At 39.3% G+C, this 19,698-nt stretch carries 10 protein-coding genes and 2 pseudogenes; 9 read left to right on the plus strand and 3 right to left on the minus strand.

The window, feature by feature from the left end:
• Window positions 1-244 precede the first annotated feature (244 nt).
• From Q7674_RS15300 to Q7674_RS15310, 3 genes and pseudogenes are all read left to right on the plus strand, one after another.
• A pseudogene (locus tag Q7674_RS15300) lies at window positions 245-943 on the plus strand (DUF2786 domain-containing protein).
• A gap of 312 nt (window positions 944-1,255) precedes the next feature.
• A pseudogene (locus Q7674_RS15305) lies at window positions 1,256-2,560 on the plus strand (inosine/guanosine kinase).
• 180 nt (window positions 2,561-2,740) lie between these two features.
• Window positions 2,741-4,570: a P-loop NTPase fold protein gene (locus Q7674_RS15310; protein WP_045063131.1), complete on the plus strand. Its 1,830-nt coding sequence runs from the start codon at window positions 2,741-2,743 to the stop codon at window positions 4,568-4,570.
• 63 nt (window positions 4,571-4,633) lie between these two features.
• On the opposite strand, the gene hrpA is transcribed toward Q7674_RS15310, so the two are convergent.
• Window positions 4,634-8,473 carry an ATP-dependent RNA helicase HrpA gene (gene hrpA, locus Q7674_RS15315; protein ID WP_045063146.1) on the minus strand — a complete coding sequence of 1,280 codons (3,840 nt, stop codon included), beginning with the start codon at window positions 8,471-8,473 and terminating at the stop codon, window positions 4,634-4,636.
• A gap of 369 nt (window positions 8,474-8,842) precedes the next feature.
• The gene (locus Q7674_RS15320) at window positions 8,843-10,231 is read right to left on the minus strand and encodes an MATE family efflux transporter (RefSeq protein ID WP_305422745.1); all 1,389 of its coding nucleotides are present in this window, start codon (window positions 10,229-10,231) and stop codon (window positions 8,843-8,845) included.
• 122 nt (window positions 10,232-10,353) lie between these two features.
• Between Q7674_RS15320 and Q7674_RS15325 the strand changes: the two genes are divergently transcribed.
• The 3 genes from Q7674_RS15325 (at window position 10,354) to Q7674_RS15335 (ending at window position 12,886) form a co-directional block, all read left to right on the plus strand.
• Window positions 10,354-11,214, plus strand: a complete 861-nt coding sequence (locus Q7674_RS15325; protein WP_052679866.1) for an AraC family transcriptional regulator — start codon at window positions 10,354-10,356, stop codon at window positions 11,212-11,214.
• A gap of 123 nt (window positions 11,215-11,337) precedes the next feature.
• Window positions 11,338-12,333, plus strand: a complete 996-nt coding sequence (locus Q7674_RS15330; RefSeq protein WP_045063129.1) for a zinc transporter ZntB — start codon at window positions 11,338-11,340, stop codon at window positions 12,331-12,333.
• A gap of 100 nt (window positions 12,334-12,433) precedes the next feature.
• Complete coding sequence (locus Q7674_RS15335) at window positions 12,434-12,886, plus strand: tellurite resistance TerB family protein (RefSeq protein WP_045063128.1); 453 nt, start codon at window positions 12,434-12,436, stop codon at window positions 12,884-12,886.
• A gap of 120 nt (window positions 12,887-13,006) precedes the next feature.
• Here Q7674_RS15335 and Q7674_RS15340 read toward each other — a convergent pair whose 3' ends face one another.
• On the minus strand, window positions 13,007-15,409 hold the full coding sequence (locus Q7674_RS15340; RefSeq protein WP_167335098.1) for a helicase-related protein: 2,403 nt from the start codon (window positions 15,407-15,409) through the stop codon (window positions 13,007-13,009).
• 231 nt (window positions 15,410-15,640) lie between these two features.
• Here Q7674_RS15340 and Q7674_RS15345 point away from each other — a divergent pair, with 231 nt between their 5' ends.
• The 3 genes from Q7674_RS15345 to Q7674_RS15355 all read left to right on the plus strand — a co-directional run bounded on the left by Q7674_RS15345 (window position 15,641) and on the right by Q7674_RS15355 (window position 19,544).
• Window positions 15,641-16,537 (plus strand): 1,4-dihydroxy-2-naphthoyl-CoA synthase, encoded by an 897-nt coding sequence (locus Q7674_RS15345; RefSeq protein ID WP_008986980.1) that lies wholly within the window; start codon window positions 15,641-15,643, stop codon window positions 16,535-16,537.
• 315 nt (window positions 16,538-16,852) lie between these two features.
• Window positions 16,853-18,541, plus strand: a complete 1,689-nt coding sequence (locus tag Q7674_RS15350) for an NAD-dependent malic enzyme (protein WP_045063126.1) — start codon at window positions 16,853-16,855, stop codon at window positions 18,539-18,541.
• A 217-nt stretch (window positions 18,542-18,758) separates the two neighbouring features.
• Complete coding sequence (locus Q7674_RS15355; protein ID WP_045063144.1) at window positions 18,759-19,544, plus strand: SanA/YdcF family protein; 786 nt, start codon at window positions 18,759-18,761, stop codon at window positions 19,542-19,544.
• Window positions 19,545-19,698: the final 154 nt, after the last annotated feature.

The raw sequence follows: 19,698 nt of genomic DNA on the forward strand, positions 1-19,698 counted from the left end.
TATCAGAGTCTCAAACCATAAAACTGATCACATCGTCATCATCGTTGTGATTAGTTTTACTTTCTCCACCTCAGTTTTATAAACTTTGTTTTATACCCAAATCACTTGGGCATATATAACTGGTTTAAAAGTAAATACTTTGTTAGTAATGCTATTTATCATTTGAATATCAACGCTTGATCTTGATGTGATCAAGATGAAAGCGCTAAAATATGCGCCCTGTTTTAAATCACGAGTATGTTGAATGTCTGAACAAAAGCGAAAGGCACTGAAAAAAATAGCAAAATGCCTTGAATTAGGTAACTCGGCAAACGTAAATGAAGCCGCACAAGCTATTCGTATGGCCCATCGCCTCATGCTCAAATATGGTCTTGAGAAAGACGATATTGAATTCATCAAAATGGGTAAAACAAAGTCTAAAACCTTGTTACCAGCGGATATTAGCGCGCAGATCCTAAAAATCATCCGCGGTATTAACCGTCGTTTCGGCGTTGAATGTGTACTGACGAACTATAAAGGCCTAAAACAAGCCGAATTCATCGGTATGGCTGAGCGTGCTATTTTTGCAGCTTTCGCTTTCGATATTGTTTACCGTGAAATGAACCAACAAACGGGACAATTTAGAAATAGCTTTGCAGGTACAGGAACCAGTACGCAAGAAGTGACTCGCCGTGTTAATTCATTCTAAGCTGGTTGGATTGAAGGCGCATTGGAAAAGCTACCTGAGCTCACTACTGACGATGATCATGATCAGCGCATGGCGAACTATATTGATAAACAGTTTGAAAACCTTGATCGTGAAACCTTTAAAAAGCAGCTTCAAGAAGCGATGAAAGCCCTAACAGATGATTACGAAAAAGGCATGAAGAAAGGTCGCTCTATTTCAGTGAATCGCCCTGTTGGTGGTACAACATCACAAGAAGAATTAAAGCGTCTAAATTAAGCTATCTAATTTCGCTTTTATCCCATTACTATGAAAAAAGTCGCCAATGCGGCTTTTTTCATAACTTTATGATTCATAAACCATCAATTAGGTTAGACTTGTATTAAATCCTACTGTTTTTATTTCACTATAAAAGCTAGCCGAATTGCTTAAGAGCATAGTTATTAACCTCTTTTTCCTTAACTTTATTTGACTCGTTCAAAAAAACAGCAAAAGAACACTTATAATCAGTATATTTCAAAGAAATGAGATTCCAGTCTCGTTTTTATGTTAGAATGAATCAAAATCCCTTAATTCCATAGCCATCAAGACATGAAATTTCCTGGTCAACGTAAGTCAAAACATTACTTTCCTGTCAATGCCCGTGATCCATTAGTTGCACAAATTCAACAAGACAACCCATTAGCAAAATCACACCTAATTGGCGTAGGTCAAACCATTGTTGATATTGAAGCACGCGTTGACGATGACTTCTTAGCCAGACATGCGCTCACTAAGGGACAATCAGTTGTTCTCGATGAAGATAAAGCCGAGTTGCTTTATAAAGAACTGAAAGATCGCAAACTGATCAGCCACGAATACCCTGGCGATACCATTGGTAATACATTGCACAACTACTCTGTATTAGCTGATGACAAATCTATTCTTCTTGGTGTAATGAGCCAAGATCTAAAAATCGGTTCATACGCATACCGCTATTTATGTAACACTTCTAGCCGTATGGATTTAGATTACCTACAACCTGTAAATGGCCCTATCGGTCGTTGCTACACACTTATCAGTGAAGATGGTGAACGTACTTTCGCTATTAACGAAGGTCAAATGAACCAACTTCGTCCAGAAAGTATTCCTGAATCTGCATTCAAAAAAGCCTCTGCATTGGTGTTATCAACTTACCTTGTGCGTGGTAAGCCAACAGACCCAATGAAAGATGCTGCACTTAAAGCTATCGAATACGCGAAAAAGTACAATGTGCCAGTAGTACTGACTATGGGTACTAAATACGTTATCGAAGATAAGCGCGAGTAGTGGATTGAGTTTCTAAAAGAACACGTAACTTGTGTTGCGATGAACGAAGAAGAAGCTGAAGCATTAACAGGTGAAAAAGACCCACTAACGGCTGCTGATAAAGCACTTGATTGGGTTGATATGGTGCTTTGTACCGCAGGTCCTGCTGGTTTATACATGGCAGGTTACACGGAAGATGAACTTAAACGTGAATCTACTCTGCCTTTACTTCCTGGTAAGATCCCAGAATTCAACAAATACGAATTCAGCCGTCCGATGGCGAAAAGCGAGTGTGAAAACCCAATCCGTGTTTACTCTCATATTGCACCACACCTTGGTGGCCCAGTTGAGATCAAAAACACTAACGGTGCAGGTGATGCAGCACTTTCTGCCCTACTTCACGATATGTCGGCTAACCGTTTCCATAAGGTTAATGTACCTAATTCTGCGAAACACACTGCGAACTTCTTATCGTACTCGTCTTTCTCGCAAATTTGTCAGTACTCAAACCGTGTAAGTTACGAAGTGTTGATCCAACATGCTCCTCGTTTATCTCATGGCCTACCAGAGCGTGAAGACTGTTTAGAAGAAGCATACTGGGAACGTTAATTCCCGTTGTAACCACATTAAAAAAAGGAGCTAATTAGCTCCTTTTTTGTTGGCTCTTACATATAATGACTTCCAACGTTATAAAAGATATGAACCCACTAATAAATATAATACTAACTACTTGTTTACATTGCTAATTATGAGATTATTTAAATAATTAGTTTAGAGAGAATTGAGTATATGTATATTCATGAATTATCCCAACAAGTCACTGATTACTTTAAAACAAATGATTTTCCATCAATTGCACTATTAAATGGAAGTTGGGGAAGTGGTAAAACTTATTATGTCAAAAAACACCTTACAGAAGAATTAAATAAAAACCACCCTTTTTATAGTTCCGATAAAAAGTGCCATAACTACATTTCATTATATGGTATTAAATCGGTCGATGATTTTAATGACCGTTTACTATCAACTATTTTATTTAAAAGTAATTCAACGAATAAAAGCTCATACATTAGAGATATATTAGGATTAATTGGTAAATCATGTGGAGATCAAGGTATTACACAAAGTGTTTTGACAACACTCAGTAAACCTCTGAAACATAAGTTATTACAGTCAATAGAAAACTGCATCATAATTATCGATGACTTAGAAAGAGCATCTACTGACGAATTAGTATCAAATGTACTTGGTGAATGTTTAAACTTAGCAGAAAACCATAATAATGTATGGATATTAGTTATAGCAAATAAGGAAAAATGTAATGCTGAGTCACTACCGCTATTAGAAAAAACCTTCTTTCAAAGTTTTAATCTAGAACATAATTTAAAAAATATTATCGATATAATAAAAGATAAATATAATCATTTTAAAATATTAGATGCTGATGATTACAAAATAATTGAAGATGCGTTTAATTCTATTAACGTTAAAAGTCTTAGAGTTATTTTTAGAATCATAGGAAGGTATATATGTATAAAAAACGAAATCAATAAAAATAAAGATACTTTTGACTTGCACCCCTCACTTGAAATAGCAATCTCTAGTATTACAAAAATATGTAGTGCTCATTTTGAGCACGGCTTTAGTCACGATGAAATTATAAATCAATTGAATCACTATAATGATAACTTGATGTATTATTCTTTTAGAAATGACGAAGAATCTGCAGAATTAATACTAAGTGATAGAGATAAATTATTACAGTCTATTCTTTTTCCAAAAGATAAGTCCCGTATTGATCTTCATAACAACTATTACATTTCAGATCTTTTAATAGAATTTTGTATTGAGATGAGAGCTTCAAGTAATAAACTGATAAGTTCAATTAATTTCCCTAAAATTTCATCTAATTTAGAAAAATTTAATAGCTCAAACATCAAGAATATCAATGAAAATGAATGGTCAGATATTGTTTCAGATGCAAGAAACTTCATCCTTAAAACTTCAGAAAAAAATTTCAGAACTTGGTGTTATACTTTAAAGAATTATATTTTTTATACTAACGCACACTACATAGACGATGATTTAACTGTATTAATAAATGATATCAAGAGTGTTATTTACCAAAATGATTTTTTTGAACAGCCTTTGTTTATAAATTTAGATGCTAAAGAAATATTTGAATATGAACTAAGAGAAGATTTTTCAAAAATACCAGATGAGTTTTTAATTTTTATTAAGAACACATTTGAGTCTATACAACGTTTTCAAAATAAAAATGAGTTTGATTCTATAGAACAACAAATATACCTATCTTACTTATCTGCATTTAAAGATAATCTGCATAAAGCACAATTTCAGAAGTCTTTTATCTCAAGGTTAGATATTGATAAATTAATTTTAGGTATAACTAACAGTTGGAGCGTTGAGGATACAAGAGTCTTTTGTAAAGATTTACAGGATTTATCACATAGTTTTTATTCAATTGAACATAAAGAACTTGAGAAAAAAGCTATTATTCAACTACGTCAAAAATTAGAAGCTAAATCTAACAATATTCGACCGTCGTTAAGGAAAGGCAAATTAATGGAAATAATAGATATTTTAGCAGAATATTAGTTACATAGAAAAAAGCCGACAGTGCTTTCACACTGTCGGCTTTCATTTATTCATGCGTGCTAATTAACACTCACTAATCGCATTACGTACACGTTTATCAGACACAGGATATGGTGTACCCAACTGCTGAGCAAAGTAGCTCACACGTAGCTCTTCAATCATCCAGCGGATCTCTTTTACCTTATCAGGTACTGGCTGCCCTTTCGGGATTTTGTTCAGTAGCTCTTTGTACTCGTTAACTACTGATTCAATCTTCAGGATATGTACACGATCTTTATTTGGATCGATTGGCAGTTTTTCCATTCGACGCTCAATGGCACGCATGTAACGCAGAATGTCTGGCAGACGTTTCCAACCACATTCAGTAGCAAAACCTTTGAAGATCAAACCTTCAATTTGTGCTTTGATATCTGACATCGCAAACGCCATGTTCAAATCAATACGACCTTTCAAGCGCTTACTGATGTTGAATGCCGTTGTTAAGATTGCTTCAACTTGTTTAGCAATATCTACAACCGTGTCGCCAAGCTCTGCACGAACAAACTCTTTCAGTGCTTCAAATGACTCAGGCTGCCATGCTAATCCGCCTTTCTCTTCAATCAGCTTATCAACACCACAAGCAATACAATCATCAATCAGATCAAGTACTCGACCATAAGGGTTAAAATACAAACCTAGCTTCGATTTGTTCGGCAGGTTTGCATGAAGGTACTTAATTGGCGATGGTACGTTAAGCAGAATCAAACGACGTTGACCCGCTTGCATCGCATTGTTTTGCTGCTCTTCGGTTTCAAACAGTTTGATACCCACTGAATCTTTGTTATCCACCAGCGCAGGATACGCTTTAACTTCAAAGCCACCACGTTTCTGTTGATAACGCTCAGGTAGCGCACCAAAGCTCCATGTTTTCAAACCATCTTGCTCGATATCATCATCAGCAACTTGCGATAACGTCTCTTGAACCTTCTCTTTCAAGTTATCTTTCAGACCATAGATATCTTTGCTTTCACGTAACTTACGATTACGGTGATCAACCGCACGGTATGTGATTTTCAAGTGATCAGGGATCTGCTCTAAGTTCCAATCTTCACGCACAATTGTCACGCCACTCATACGCTTTAATTCTTTTTCTAAGGAATCTAGCAATGGCACTTCCATTGGCTTAACACGTGCTAAGAACGCATCGGCGTAGTTTGGTGCTGGTACAAAGTTACGTCGTAACGGCTTTGGCAATGATTTGATCAACGCAACAATCAACTCATGACGTAAACCCGGGATCTGCCAATCAAAACCATCAGGCTGAACTTGGTTCAAAATAGCCAATGGTACATGTACGGTCACACCATCGTTATCTTCACCCGGTTCAAACTGGTAGCTCAGTTTCAGCTTCAAGTTACCTTGATGCCAGAAGTTTGGATAATCCAAATCAGTAACATGGCTTGCATCACCACGGAATAGCATTTCACGCTCAAAGTTTAATAACTCTGGGTTTTCTTTCGATGCTTGCTTCCACCACGTATCAAAGTGGCGACCTGACGTTGCTTTTAAGCCAATACGCTGATCGTAGAAGTTAAACAACTCATCATCATCGATCAGAATGTCACGACGACGAGATTTATGCTCAAGCTCTTCAACTTCACGTAATAGTTTACGGTTTTGATGATAAAACTTATGGCGTGTATCCCAATCCCCTTCTACCAATGCAGAGCGGATAAAGATCTCACGGGATAAAGTTGGATCAATACTGCCGTAATTCACTTTACGTTTAGCAACGACTGGAATTCCGTATAGGGTTACTTTTTCAAACGCATGAACAGCAGCGGATTTTTTCTCCCAATGCGGTTCGCTATAACTACGTTTGATCAAGTGACCAGCTAATGGCTCAACCCACTCAGGTTGAATTTTCGCTGCCACACGTGCCCATAAACGAGAAGTTTCCACCAACTCAGCGGCCATAACCCATTTCGGCTGTTTCTTGAAAATACCGGAGCCTGGGAAAATATTGTAACGAGCGTTACGCGCGCCTTGATATTCATTTTTCTCTTGGTCTTTCATACCAATATGAGAAAGCAAACCGCTTAATAGCGAGATATGAATACTGTCGTAACCAGCTTCATTTCCGTTGAGTTTCAACTCAAGCTCTTTAATCACTTGGTTGATTTGGAAGTAGATGTCTTGCCATTCGCGGATACGTAAGTAGTTAAGGTAATCTTTCTTACACAAACGGCGGAACTGATTATTAGACAGCTCTTTTTGCTGCTCTTGGATGTAATCCCATAAGTTTACAAACGCAACAAAGTCAGAATCTTTGTCATTGAAACGGCGGTGCTTCTCATCCGATTGTTGTTGCTTATCAGATGGTCGCTCACGAGGATCTTGGATCGACAAACCTGCCGCAATGATCATCACTTCACGTAACGCACCATGCTTAGGTGCTTCTAACACCATACGTGCTAAACGAGGATCAATCGGTAAACGTGCTAGCTGTCGACCCATTGGCGATAGACGCTTACGTGGATCCGTCGCTTTCGGGTTAATGGCACCCAACTCTTCAAGCAGGCGAATACCGTCTTGAATATTTCGATTATCTGGCGCTTCTACAAATGGGAAGGCTTGGATATCACCTAAACCAATTGAGGTCATTTGTAGGATTACAGATGCAAGGTTAGTACGCAGAATTTCTGGATCGGTAAACTCTGGACGCGATAAGAAATCTTCCTCAGAGTAAAGACGAATACAGATACCTTCTTGAACACGACCACAACGCCCCATACGCTGATTAGCACTTGCTTGTGAAATCGGCTCTATAGGAAGACGCTGTACTTTGGTACGGTAGCTATAACGACTGATACGTGCCGTACCTGGATCGATAACGTACTTAATACCCGGAACAGTAAGTGAGGTTTCAGCCACGTTAGTAGAAAGTACAATGCGACGACCTGAGTGCGATTGGAATACCCTATTCTGCTCACCTGCCGACAAACGTGCGTACAGTGGCAAAATTTCAGTATTACGCAGCTTACGTTTTTCTAACGCATCTGCTGTATCACGAATTTCACGTTCACCGTTCATGAAGATCAGGATATCGCCTTCACCTTCATCGCACAGTTCATCAACCGCATCAAAAATCGCATCCAATTGGTCACGATCGGTATCATCACCATCTTCAACCACAGGGCGGTAACGTACTTCTACTGGGTAAGTACGACCAGACACTTCAATAATGGGTGCATTGTTGAAATGTTTTGAAAAACGCTCAGGATCAATGGTTGCCGAAGTAATGATTACTTTTAAATCAGGGCGCTTAGGTAATAACTCACGCAAGTAACCCATAATAAAATCAATGTTTAGGCTACGTTCGTGGGCTTCATCGATAATGATGGTGTCGTACTGATTTAAGTAGCGATCGTGTTGAATTTCAGCCAGCAGAATACCGTCTGTCATCAACTTCACATGGCTATGCTCAGAGACTTGATCGTTAAATCGTACCTTGTAACCTACGTGCGAGCCCATTTCGCATTCCATTTCTTCTGCAATACGAGAAGCAACAGAGCGTGCAGCAAGACGACGAGGCTGAGTATGACCAATCATGCCGTGGGTACCACGACCGATCTCTAAACAGATTTTAGGTAACTGGGTCGTTTTACCAGAACCTGTTTCACCCGCCACAATTACCACTTGGTTATTTAAAATCGCTTGTGCAATTTCATCTTTCTTTTGGCTTACAGGCAGCTGTGCTGGGTAAATAATTTTTGGACGCTGGGTACGACGACGCTCAACGGTTTGCATTGATTTCGCAATATCTACTGCAATCTCATCAAATACCGCATGTTTGGATTTTTCGTTTTTAATTTTTGATGCGCCTTGTACACGTTTGTGTAGACGAAACTGATCGCGCATCATGCAATCTTTTATCGCAGACTTTAATGTTTTTTCGTTATTCAACACGTCTGCTTGAGTATTATTCGACTGACTCAATGTAATTCCTGTCTTTTCAATGACTAATGGATACCGAGAGTATCATGATGAAAGCTCGCTCAGTATCACTTGGCAATTCGAAATTTTTGTTAATTCTATCACAATTGAAACGGTGTGAGAGCAGCTTAAAAGACAATTACTGGGGGGTAATGATGAGCATTAAGCCCAAGATGGAAAAGAATGGATAAAATTACGCTAATTATGGTAAGTAAACAGGTGAAAACCCCAAACTTAGTCAATAAATAACAAGTTCGAGGCTTCAATGTGTGGAGCAAATTTCAGAGTAATTAAATGTTAAGCCGCTATTGCTTCTTCATCCTCATTGACTAAGTTCTTCAGCCACTTACGACCATAAATACGATAAGTCGTCAGCCCTGCTTTCACCACTTCTTCAGCCAAAATGGCGGTCAGTACCCAATGTAATGGTAAGCCAAAAACAATACCCGTGAGTACGGCTAAAGGAATGCCAATTCCCCATTGACCAAATATATCAATAAATATGCTGTATTTAATGTCGCCACCGCTACGCAATACACCACCAATGCCTACCATATTAAACACTTTTAAAAACATGCCTAATGCTAAAACCAACGTCACATTGAGTGACAGCTCCAAATTAGGTGTATTGGCTTTTGCTAACCATTCACCCACCAGCCCACTAGAGAACCAAATCGAAACACCCATAATGAACGCAATTGAAACGCTGATAACGAGAAATGACCATGATTGATGAAACGCCCGTTGATAGTTTTCCGCGCCTAACTCATGACCAAGAATGGTTGCTGCTGCCACTGAAAAACCAAAGAAAGCAGAGATCAACACCCCTTCGATTGGTGATAACAAACTAATAATTGCCAGTTCAGTCACACCTAATTTGGCAAAGATAATGCTATACACCAGCACACCCATTGCCCACGCACCATCATGAATAATCATTACGTACGCTACAGTAAAATAACGTTTTCGCGCTTTAGGTGTTCGTGCTGGCTCAATATCTTCAACAGTAGGGAGAACCTTTTTATAACTTATATAGGTAACCACGAGCAAAACCACTGTTTGTGCAGCACGAGAAATGGTTGTACCTAATGCAGCACCTGCTAGCCCCATTTCAGGAAAACCGTATAACCCAAAGATAAGTAATGCATTTAATACCGCATTAACAACCACAGCCAACAATCCGACATAGGTTGGCATTTTAGCTTCACCGATGGCACGTAATGCAGATTCCAGTGGCACAACAACGGCGACAAAGATAATCGTCCAGCCCGATATGTATAAATAGTCATGGGCGTGTTTCACAAAACTTGGATCATCACTGACCAGTGAAACAATCTGCTCTGGAAATACACGATATGCCACAGCAAAAGGTAAAGTTAATAAAATAGCGCATACCCAAGATTGTAATAAGGTACGTCTAACCCCTTCCATCTTTCCTGCGCCAAAATATTGCGCAGCTAATACGCCTACAGCACCGCTAACACCCACAATCAATAGGAAATTGAAAAATACAATTCGGTTACCAATACCAACCGCTGCTACCTGTGCCTCACCCAGTTGTGACACCATAATAACGTCAACTAAACCAAGAACTGCAAATAACATTGACTGTAACGATACAGGCAAGGCTAAGCGCCATGTTTTTTGCCAAAATGTTTTATCTACTGAGCTTCGCCATTGTTGCATGATCGCCACCTATGTATTTGTTTTACTGTGAGAGCGATCATACCTAGCCTTGGCAAAAGGCGTTTATTCTAAGCCATCAAAAACCTTTGCCAAACTATCAACTTTTATTAAATAGGCTTGTTATGGATAGCATTGATACTTTTACAATTTCGCCAAAATGCCAATCTATCATTATTGATCAGATCCAATCCATTGAGCTAGAAAGGCACAAAATCCTCCAATGTGGAATAAATTACGGCAAAGAAGCGTTCAGTATTTACCGACGTAAACCAGAAATGTATATGCTGCTCTATACCACCAAAGGAAAAGGATTAATAAAGACCCCAGAGAAAGAATGGTCATTAGAGGCTGGAAGTGTTATTTACATTCCACCAGCACAAGAGAACTGCTTTATTATCAATCCAGAAGATAACGAAGCATTAGAATGGGATGTTGCATGGGTAATGCTTGAAAGTAATAGTCATTGGGATAAAAGCTTGCCTCATGATGTTTATTACAATGATTCACAGTCGTGTGATTTACTGTTTAAAACTATCACCTGTTTAAATAATGCCTTAAGCTTTCGTTATCCTTTAGGGGATGCATTATGCCGAAGTATTACGGAACAAATTTGCTTATTGGTAGAAAATCGTTCTACATCATATGCCCCTAAAGCCCTCACTCGCTTAGAGCATGTCTTTCAACAAACCAAAAGTCAGCTTCATCACCCATGGCAAGTAAGTGACTTAGCGAAACTATATCCTTGCTCAGAGCCGCACTTTCATCGTTTATGTCAGCAATATTTCCAGCAAAGCCCAATCGCACATTTAACTCAGATCAGGATGGAGCATGCTGCTGGCTTATTAACCACTACTAACTGGTCAATTCAGCATATCAGTGATTTATGTGGCTACCCTAATCCCACCAACTTTAGTACCCGATTTAAAGCATGGAGTCGTTTTACCCCTCGACAGTTCCGTAACCAATTTCAGTCTAAAAAGTAAACAAAACCTGTAAAAACAAGCAGATTATTAGAATTTTTTTCTAACAGAAGCTTATATCAGTTAAGCTAATAACCATTAGATAGTTATTGCTTACACGTATATTGTTAGAGGAACAGGTGATCTATGAAAAACGGCTTTATCTATAGTTACCAACTTGATGCCACCAATGCATCAAAGCCTTTAACGCTAGAACACATTAATCAATGGAGTAGTAATGATGGCTTGCTGTGGTTACATCTCAACTATACCGACCCAGATGCCCTTGCGTGGATCCAAAGCAGTGCTCTACCTGACATCGAAAAAGATGCACTCACTACACGCCGTATTCGCCCACGCCTAAATCAAACAAAAGAAGGCTTCTTTCTTTCATTACGTGGGATCGATATCGAATCTAATACACATTCTGACGTACCAGCAGAAATGGTTTCCATTCGTGGTTACTACACTAAGAATATGATTATCACGACATCTGATCGCCCTGTTCGCGCTTTAGATCGTGTCTCTGCACATATCGTTGGCGGCTTTGGTCCAAAAACCATTGGGGCATTCATCTTATGCCTATGTGATCACTTAACCAGCAATAAGATGGAAGTCATCGACACATTAGATGACAGACTGACGGCACTTGAAGATCAAGTGATGAACAACAGTGACGAAAATTTACGTAATAACATTGCCGTGCTTCGACGTGAAACTGTTTATCTTCGCCGTTATGTCACCCCGCAACGTGATGCTATTGCTAAATTGCTTACCATTGATACCCCATTGTTAAGTCTTTCTGATAAACAGAAAATCCATGAAGTGAATGAAAAGCTCATCCATGTCTTAGATGACTTAAATGCAATTCGTGAACGTGCGAACGTGACACAAGAAGAACTAATGAGTTTACAATCTGAAGCCTTGAATCAGCGATTATATTTTCTCTCATTAATTACCACAATATTCCTACCGTTAGGCTTTCTAACAGGATTATTAGGCGTTAACTTAGGCGGAATTCCTGGCGCACAATATCATTGGGCATTTTTTATTTTCTGTGGCCTATTATTTGGTGTGTTAATTTTGCAACTAGTGCTTTTTTATCGAAAAAATGGATATAAATTAATAATGACAATTAAATAAATCACACTTATGTAATTCAATATTGTCAATTTCATACTTGATTAAATAAAAATATTATTAAATTATTAATATAGAAATAACTAAAATAATAAGGCTAATAATGTTCAAATCTTTACGTACGCTATTCCGACAATTAGTAAACGATACCAGTTGCGGTGATGCTGTTGATACCCCAACCCTGCACTTAGCCATGGCTTCTTTATTGTGTGAAGTTGCCAGTGCCGATCATGAACAGGATCCGAGAGAAGAGATCGCTAAACAACACTTGTTAATGAAATTGCTCGATATTAACGAGGTTGCTGCAAGTGACTTATTAACCAAGGCACAACAACAAAGTGATGCGTCAGTATCCTTATACGATTTTACCAACAAATTACGTTCACTTGAGCAATCTGAGCGCTATCAACTCATTGAAGCTATGTGGAAAGTTGCCTATGCCGATGGTATTATTGACCCACTAGAAGAAGCGGTGATCCGCCAAGTTTCAGAACTTATTTATCTTGAACATTCAGCTTTTATTAAAGCAAAAATCAATGCCAAAAGTACAATGTGATCATTTTTTAATAGAGCTAATTAATTAGCTCTATTATTCCAGCTCTTTATATTATCTTACATTTATTAATCTTTTCCAAAAAATCATAAACAATATAATCTTCACAACGCATAGATTTACTTATTTTATATCAATCACACGGCTGGCTTTTTTATATTTGATCCGCCAACCTTGCCAGCGTGGAAGTTCCCAACGTTTCGGATCCGCTTTACGATTCCCTTGAATATGATTAGCCACTACCAACTTACGTGGAATGTCGTACTCAATCGCCATGACTAAATCCGTAAGTTTGACTTCTCTTGGGTACTGCTCATCAAATTCTTGCCTCTCCCATTCTGGGATCCCATCAAAAATAAAGTCACTAGGCTCGAACAACGCTAAGTCATCGATATGTTCAATGCCTAAATCATCAATTTGATCTGTTAGCCACTGAGTAATATCAACAGGCTTAGGCTGACGCTTCACAAAATCAGCGTTATATAACCCTAGTGCCAAATACAAATTCCACTGTGAAATATCTGCAACAATTCGCGGGGCAAGTTCAGGCATAGCTTCACCTGCAAATAGCATATCGATAATCGCAGATCGTGCTGATTGACCTTCTGGTTGTGTCCACGCTGTATCAATAACACGCCCAGCGTAAATACGTTGCATAGCCGTTTTAAAAGAGCCATCGGTTTGCTCAACGGTATCGCCTTGCACAATATCCCCAAGATCAGCATCAACTATTTGTGACATTGTCACAGGTGAACAGCACGTCGCCAAAATACGGTTTTGTTTTACACCTCGCCCTGGTAAAGCAAATTGATCAAACACCAACATCGCTTGAGATAGTTGGTTGTCCTCGACTTTACAATCAATCAGTGAATCTCTAGCACTATTTACTTCTACGATACCATTACTCATGGCTTGCTGACGTTTTTCACGACGAACAAAAACCAGTTCTGGTACTGCATTAATCACCGCATTTTGCCATTGTTCACGCTTAAATCGACTTGCCACGGTGAGATCGGGTAATTCAAGAATTTCACGCATTTGAACTGACAGTAATCGCGCTTCGGCAAGCATATTGTCATCAACCGTTAGCCAATCTGGTAACGCTTCAGATCTCACGATTTTGATCAAAGCGCTAGCGTCACAAAAACTATTACCTAGCCATTGGTATAGCTTTTCTTGTGTTTCTTCATTTTTTGGCGGTTGCCATAACCGCTGAGGAATAGAAAGCGCAGCGGCTAAATCCACCATCGCTTCTTTATCAGCTCGTGTTGCCATTGCCGTAATAAGGTGAGCAAATAATGTATCTATCGGTAGCTGATATAAACAACGACCATAATCCGTAATAACCTCATCTTCTGTCATTGCTTGCATTGCTGATAACGCATGTTTTGCAACAGTAAGCGTTTTCTCTGGCAATGGATCAATAAATGGTAATTGGCTAAATTTAGCCCCACAACAAAGTGATGCTAGATAAGCTTCCACCAGCTCTTCACGTTGAAGTTCTGGCGGAGTAATTAATTCAAGAGCAGCAGCTTTTCCATATAGACGAATACACATCCCGTCAGTCACACGCCCTGCTCGCCCTTTTCGCTGCTCTGAACTGGCTTTTGATATGGCATGTAGCGCTAAAACCGTACGTCCATTACGCTGGTGGGTACGGCGCTCTAATCCAGAATCAATAATCAAAGTGACACCGGGAATAGTCACTGACGTTTCAGCTACATTGGTTGCAACAATAATACGTTGCTTATCACTTTCGGTTAAAGCACGTTTACGTTCATCATCGGTTACTGACGCATGCAGTGGAATAATATCTAACAGCCCGGCAGTAACTTGTTCACTAAATGCTTGTTTCAACGCGCTGTGAGTGGCTGAAATTTCTTTTCGACCCGGTAAGAAAATCAGAATATCTTGCTGAGTATCAATATGCTCACTTACCAAACGAGAAATGCGCTTGTCGATATTCATAATATCGGGCATATCACGACTGTCTGATGCTTGATTAATCACAGTGACAGCAAAGTTACGCCCTTTCGCATGCAGATGCTTTGCCGATAAATAATCAACTAATCGCTGACTATCAATAGTTGCAGAGGTGATCACTAAACGGTGAGATTGTTGCTGTTTTAACAAAGCCAGTAATAAATCGGTATCCCAGCGCCTTTCATGGAATTCATCAATGATCACTGTGGTGAAATCTGCTAACAAACCTTCGCTTAACCAACGCAGTGCCACACCAGGTGTTGCAAATATGATTTGGGTATTTTCATCAAAATGTTGCTCAAAACGGATCGCATAACCCACTGATATCTTTTCAGGGTTCGCTTCATCTGTTGCTAAATATTCAGCCAATGAAGTACAAGCCACACGACGAGGTTCAACCACTAGTACTTTACCTTGGGTTGATGACCATAATGGTAAGCGTGTTGACTTTCCCGATCCCGTTTCTGCTTCAACCACAATATGATCGTTACGTAATAAGGTTTTAAATGGCTGCTCGATACTATCGATTGGTAATGCTTTCAACATAATGCGTCTGTGAGTAAAGAATTCGGGTTCATTTTGGCAAGATTTTGTTTTGTTGTCAGGAGAAAAAGCCATTTGATCAATGATGAAATAACACAAGTTTTATAATTGCCTAATCTGTCACCAACTTACGTTATTTTTCAATGGTTCGTTATGGTTATTTCATCGAAAAATTGACTTTTTTATATAACTCCCTAGCCTTACATCATTAACTTATGGAGGCTACGCCACATGACAACGAAAACCATTTTTAATCCTGAGCTTTGGGACGAAGTTGAAGGCTTTGATTTCGAAGATATTACTTACCACCGTGCGAAAAATCAGCCAACAGTACGTATCGCTATTAATCGTCCTGATTGCCTGAATGCATTTCGCCCTAAAACAGTTGACGAGCTATTCACTGCATTAGATCACGCACGCCAATGGTCTGATGTTGGTTGTGTTCTGTTAACAGGTAATGGTCCTTCTCACAAAGGTCAATGGTCATTCTCATCAGGTGGTGATCAGCGTATCCGTGGTAAAGATGGTTACAAATATGAGGGTGAAGAAGCAGGTACTGCTGATGTGGCGCGTATGGGGCGTCTTCATATTCTTGAAGTTCAACGTCTGATCCGTTTCATGCCTAAAGTGGTTATCGCAGTCGTGCCTGGTTGGGCTGTTGGTGGTGGTCATAGCCTACACGTTGTGTGTGATTTAACCCTTGCATCAAAAGAGCACGCGGTATTTAAACAAACCGATCCTGATGTTGCGTCATTCGATTCAGGTTACGGCTCTGCATACCTAGCGAAAATGATTGGTCAGAAACGTGCTCGTGAAATCTTCTTCTGTGGTTTTAACTACAGCGCACAAGAAGCTTACGAAATGGGCATGGTAAATAAGGTTGTTGATCACTTTGAGCTAGAAGAAGAAGCGCTTCGTTGGGGTAAAGAAATCAACAGTAAGTCACCTACGGCAATGCGTATGCTGAAGTACGGTTTCAACTTACCTGATGATGGTTTAGTTGGTCAGCAACTGTTTGCTGGTGAAGCAACTCGCCTAGCTTACGGTACAGCTGAAGCACAAGAAGGTCGTGATGCATTCCTAGAAAAACGTGACCAAGACTTCAGTAAGTTCCCTTGGCACTATTGATTTAAAATAAACGAATAACGACTATTTGTTTGTTTTTAGCTCAATTTTACAAAGCCATGCTGTGTTATACCGCATGGCTTTTTAATACCTGCCAGACAACTGACATTAAAACGAAACACTAACAGTTGTAACTATTTCCAGTAAATAACTCGAACGAAAAGCCAATAATCAAAAAATACTAAAAAAATTCTGCCGCTTTATCTAAATAAGTGATCATACCCTTTGTATTCTTTTCCTCGACGTTCTAGCATTAGCACCTGATTGAAAACCATCGCTTGTTTTCTCCTTTATCCTTCTAGCTACAGAGTTATTTGCATGAACAACGATAAAAGACCTTTATATATCCCCTATGCAGGTCCTGCACTGCTTGAAACACCACTTCTCAACAAAGGTAGTGCATTCTCTGTCGAAGAACGTATGTTCTTTAACCTTGAAGGGCTTCTTCCTGAAGCTATTGAATCAATCGAAGAACAAACCGAACGTGCTTATCAACAATACCTTAAATTTGATAACGACATGGATAAGCACATCTATCTACGTAATATCCAAGATACCAACGAAACACTGTTCTACCGTTTAGTGGAAAACCACATCACTGAAATGATGCCAATTATCTACACGCCAACGGTTGGCTCTGCATGTGAAGATTTCTCAAATATCTACCGTCGTGGTCGTGGTCTGTTTATCTCTTACCCGAACCGTGATCGTATTGAAGACATGCTAAACAATGCTTCACGCCAAAACGTAAAAGTTATCGTTGTCACTGATGGCGAACGTATTCTTGGTTTAGGTGACCAAGGTATCGGTGGTATGGGTATTCCAATTGGTAAGCTATCGCTATACACCGCTTGTGGTGGTATTAGCCCTGCTTATACTCTACCTGTTGTGCTTGATGTAGGTACCAACAACCCACAACGCCTTTCTGATCCTATGTACATGGGCTGGCGTCATACCCGTATTACAGGTAAAGAATACGATGCGTTCGTTGACGAGTTTATCCAAGCAGTTAAGCAACGTTGGCCTGAAGCATTAATTCAATTTGAAGATTTTGCTCAAAAGAATGCAATGCCATTGCTAGAGCGTTATAAAGACAAAGTATGTTGCTTTAACGATGACATTCAAGGTACAGCTGCGGTAACCGTTGGCTCTCTACTAGCAGCATGTAAAGCGGCAGGCAGCAAACTGTCTGAACAGCGTGTTACTTTCCTTGGTGCGGGCTCTGCTGGTTGTGGTATTGCAGAAGCTATCATTGCTCAAATGGTCTCTGAAGGTATTTCAGATGCACAAGCACGTAGCCAAGTGTTCATGGTTGATCGTTGGGGCTTGCTAATTAATGAAATGCCAAACCTGCTTAACTTCCAACAAGCGCTTGTTCAGAAGAAAGAGCAACTAGCAGATTGGGATGTGGCAGATAATAACATCTCATTACTTGATGTTATGCGTAATGCCAAACCAACTATTTTGATTGGTGTTTCTGGCGTTCCGGGCCTATTCAGCGAAGAAGTGATCCGTGAAATGTACGCACACTGCGAGCGTCCAATCATTTTCCCACTATCAAACCCAACAAGTCGTGTTGAAGCAACACCGTTTGATTTGATCCGTTGGACAGATGGTAACGCGCTAGTTGCGACAGGATCGCCATTTGATCCTGTGATTTACGAAGGCAAAACTTACCCAATCGCACAATGTAATAACAGCTACATTTTCCCAGGTATTGGTTTAGGTGTACTTTCTGTTAATGCACGTCGTGTGACTAACGAAATGCTAATGGAAAGTAGCCGTGCGCTTGCTGAATGCTCACCGCTTGCAATTCATGGTCAAGGTCCACTTCTACCACCGTTAGAAGATATTCAGAAAGTATCACGTAAGATCGCTTTTGCTGTTGCAAAGAAAGCGGTAGAGCAACACAAGGCGCCAAAAAATTCAGATGAGCGTATTCGTGAGAAGATTGACGCGAATTTCTGGAAATCAGAATACCGTCGCTATAAACGTACATCATTCTAATTTATCATTCGTAATAATTAAGAGGTGCCAATATTGGTACCTCTTTTTTTGACTATAAAAACAGCAATGCATTTTATTACTTGTTTTCATTGAATATTATTTAAACGACAGCACTATAAAATGACAAAACGCAGACATTAGACTCTTTATTAATAGACATTTTATTGATTGATTAAGGTAAGATAAATGTCAGTAACTTCATATTTTTTGGATGATTATGAAACTGCTCAATTTGCTCCGTATCTCTGCAGTTATCTGTATCTTATTTGTATCATCACTACTGTTATTAGATCGCTGGATATCAGCCCGCACATCCGATCGTATTTATCATGATATCTCTGCGGTACCTAAGCATTCTGTCGGCTTGGTTCTTGGCACAAGTAAATATATAGCTAAAACATTAAACCCGTATTATGAATACCGTATTACGGCAGCCCTTGATTTATACAAACAAGGTAAAATTGATTACTTTTTATTAAGTGGCGATAACGCCCACCGTTCATATAATGAACCTTGGACGATGAAGCGTGATTTATTAAAAGCAGGCGTACCTGATGATAAAATCGCATTAGATTATGCAGGCTTTCGTACACTTGATTCTGTTGTGCGTGCAAAAGAAGTATTTGATGCCGATAACTTCACGATTATTACACAACAATTTCATTGTGAACGTGCGCTTTTCATTGCTGACAATTACAAAATTAATGCAACATGTTTAGCCGTACACGAACCCAATGGGACTGCTCAGCTTAAAATTCGTATACGAGAAGTATTGGCTCGAGTAAAAGCGATGAGTGATCTGTTTATTTTAAATGTTCAGCCAAAGTTTTTAGGCCCAAAAGTACCCATAGTAAAACCTGAGCCTCCAGTTGAAAAAGGCTCTGCTGCGAGCGCTTCCATCAACTCACCAAGATTACAGTTATCTCCGTCGTCAGTGAACAACTCTATTTCAGAAGCGACTTCTACGGTGGTTTCAAGTGCAATGTCCAGCCAAACTAAATAATAAGCTTAGTATGAGCTTAACTTCGAGCATTTAAGCTTAAGAAGATAAGTTGAACGATCCTATAGTTGCTTAAAAATACCCTCAAGCATTTCTGTTTGGGGTATTTTTATGTTGTCTCTTTGCTAATTGATGTTGATGATTTCTCTTAGCCTTA

The organism is Photobacterium leiognathi, from assembly GCF_030685535.1.
GTDB classification, from domain to species: domain Bacteria; phylum Pseudomonadota; class Gammaproteobacteria; order Enterobacterales; family Vibrionaceae; genus Photobacterium; species Photobacterium leiognathi.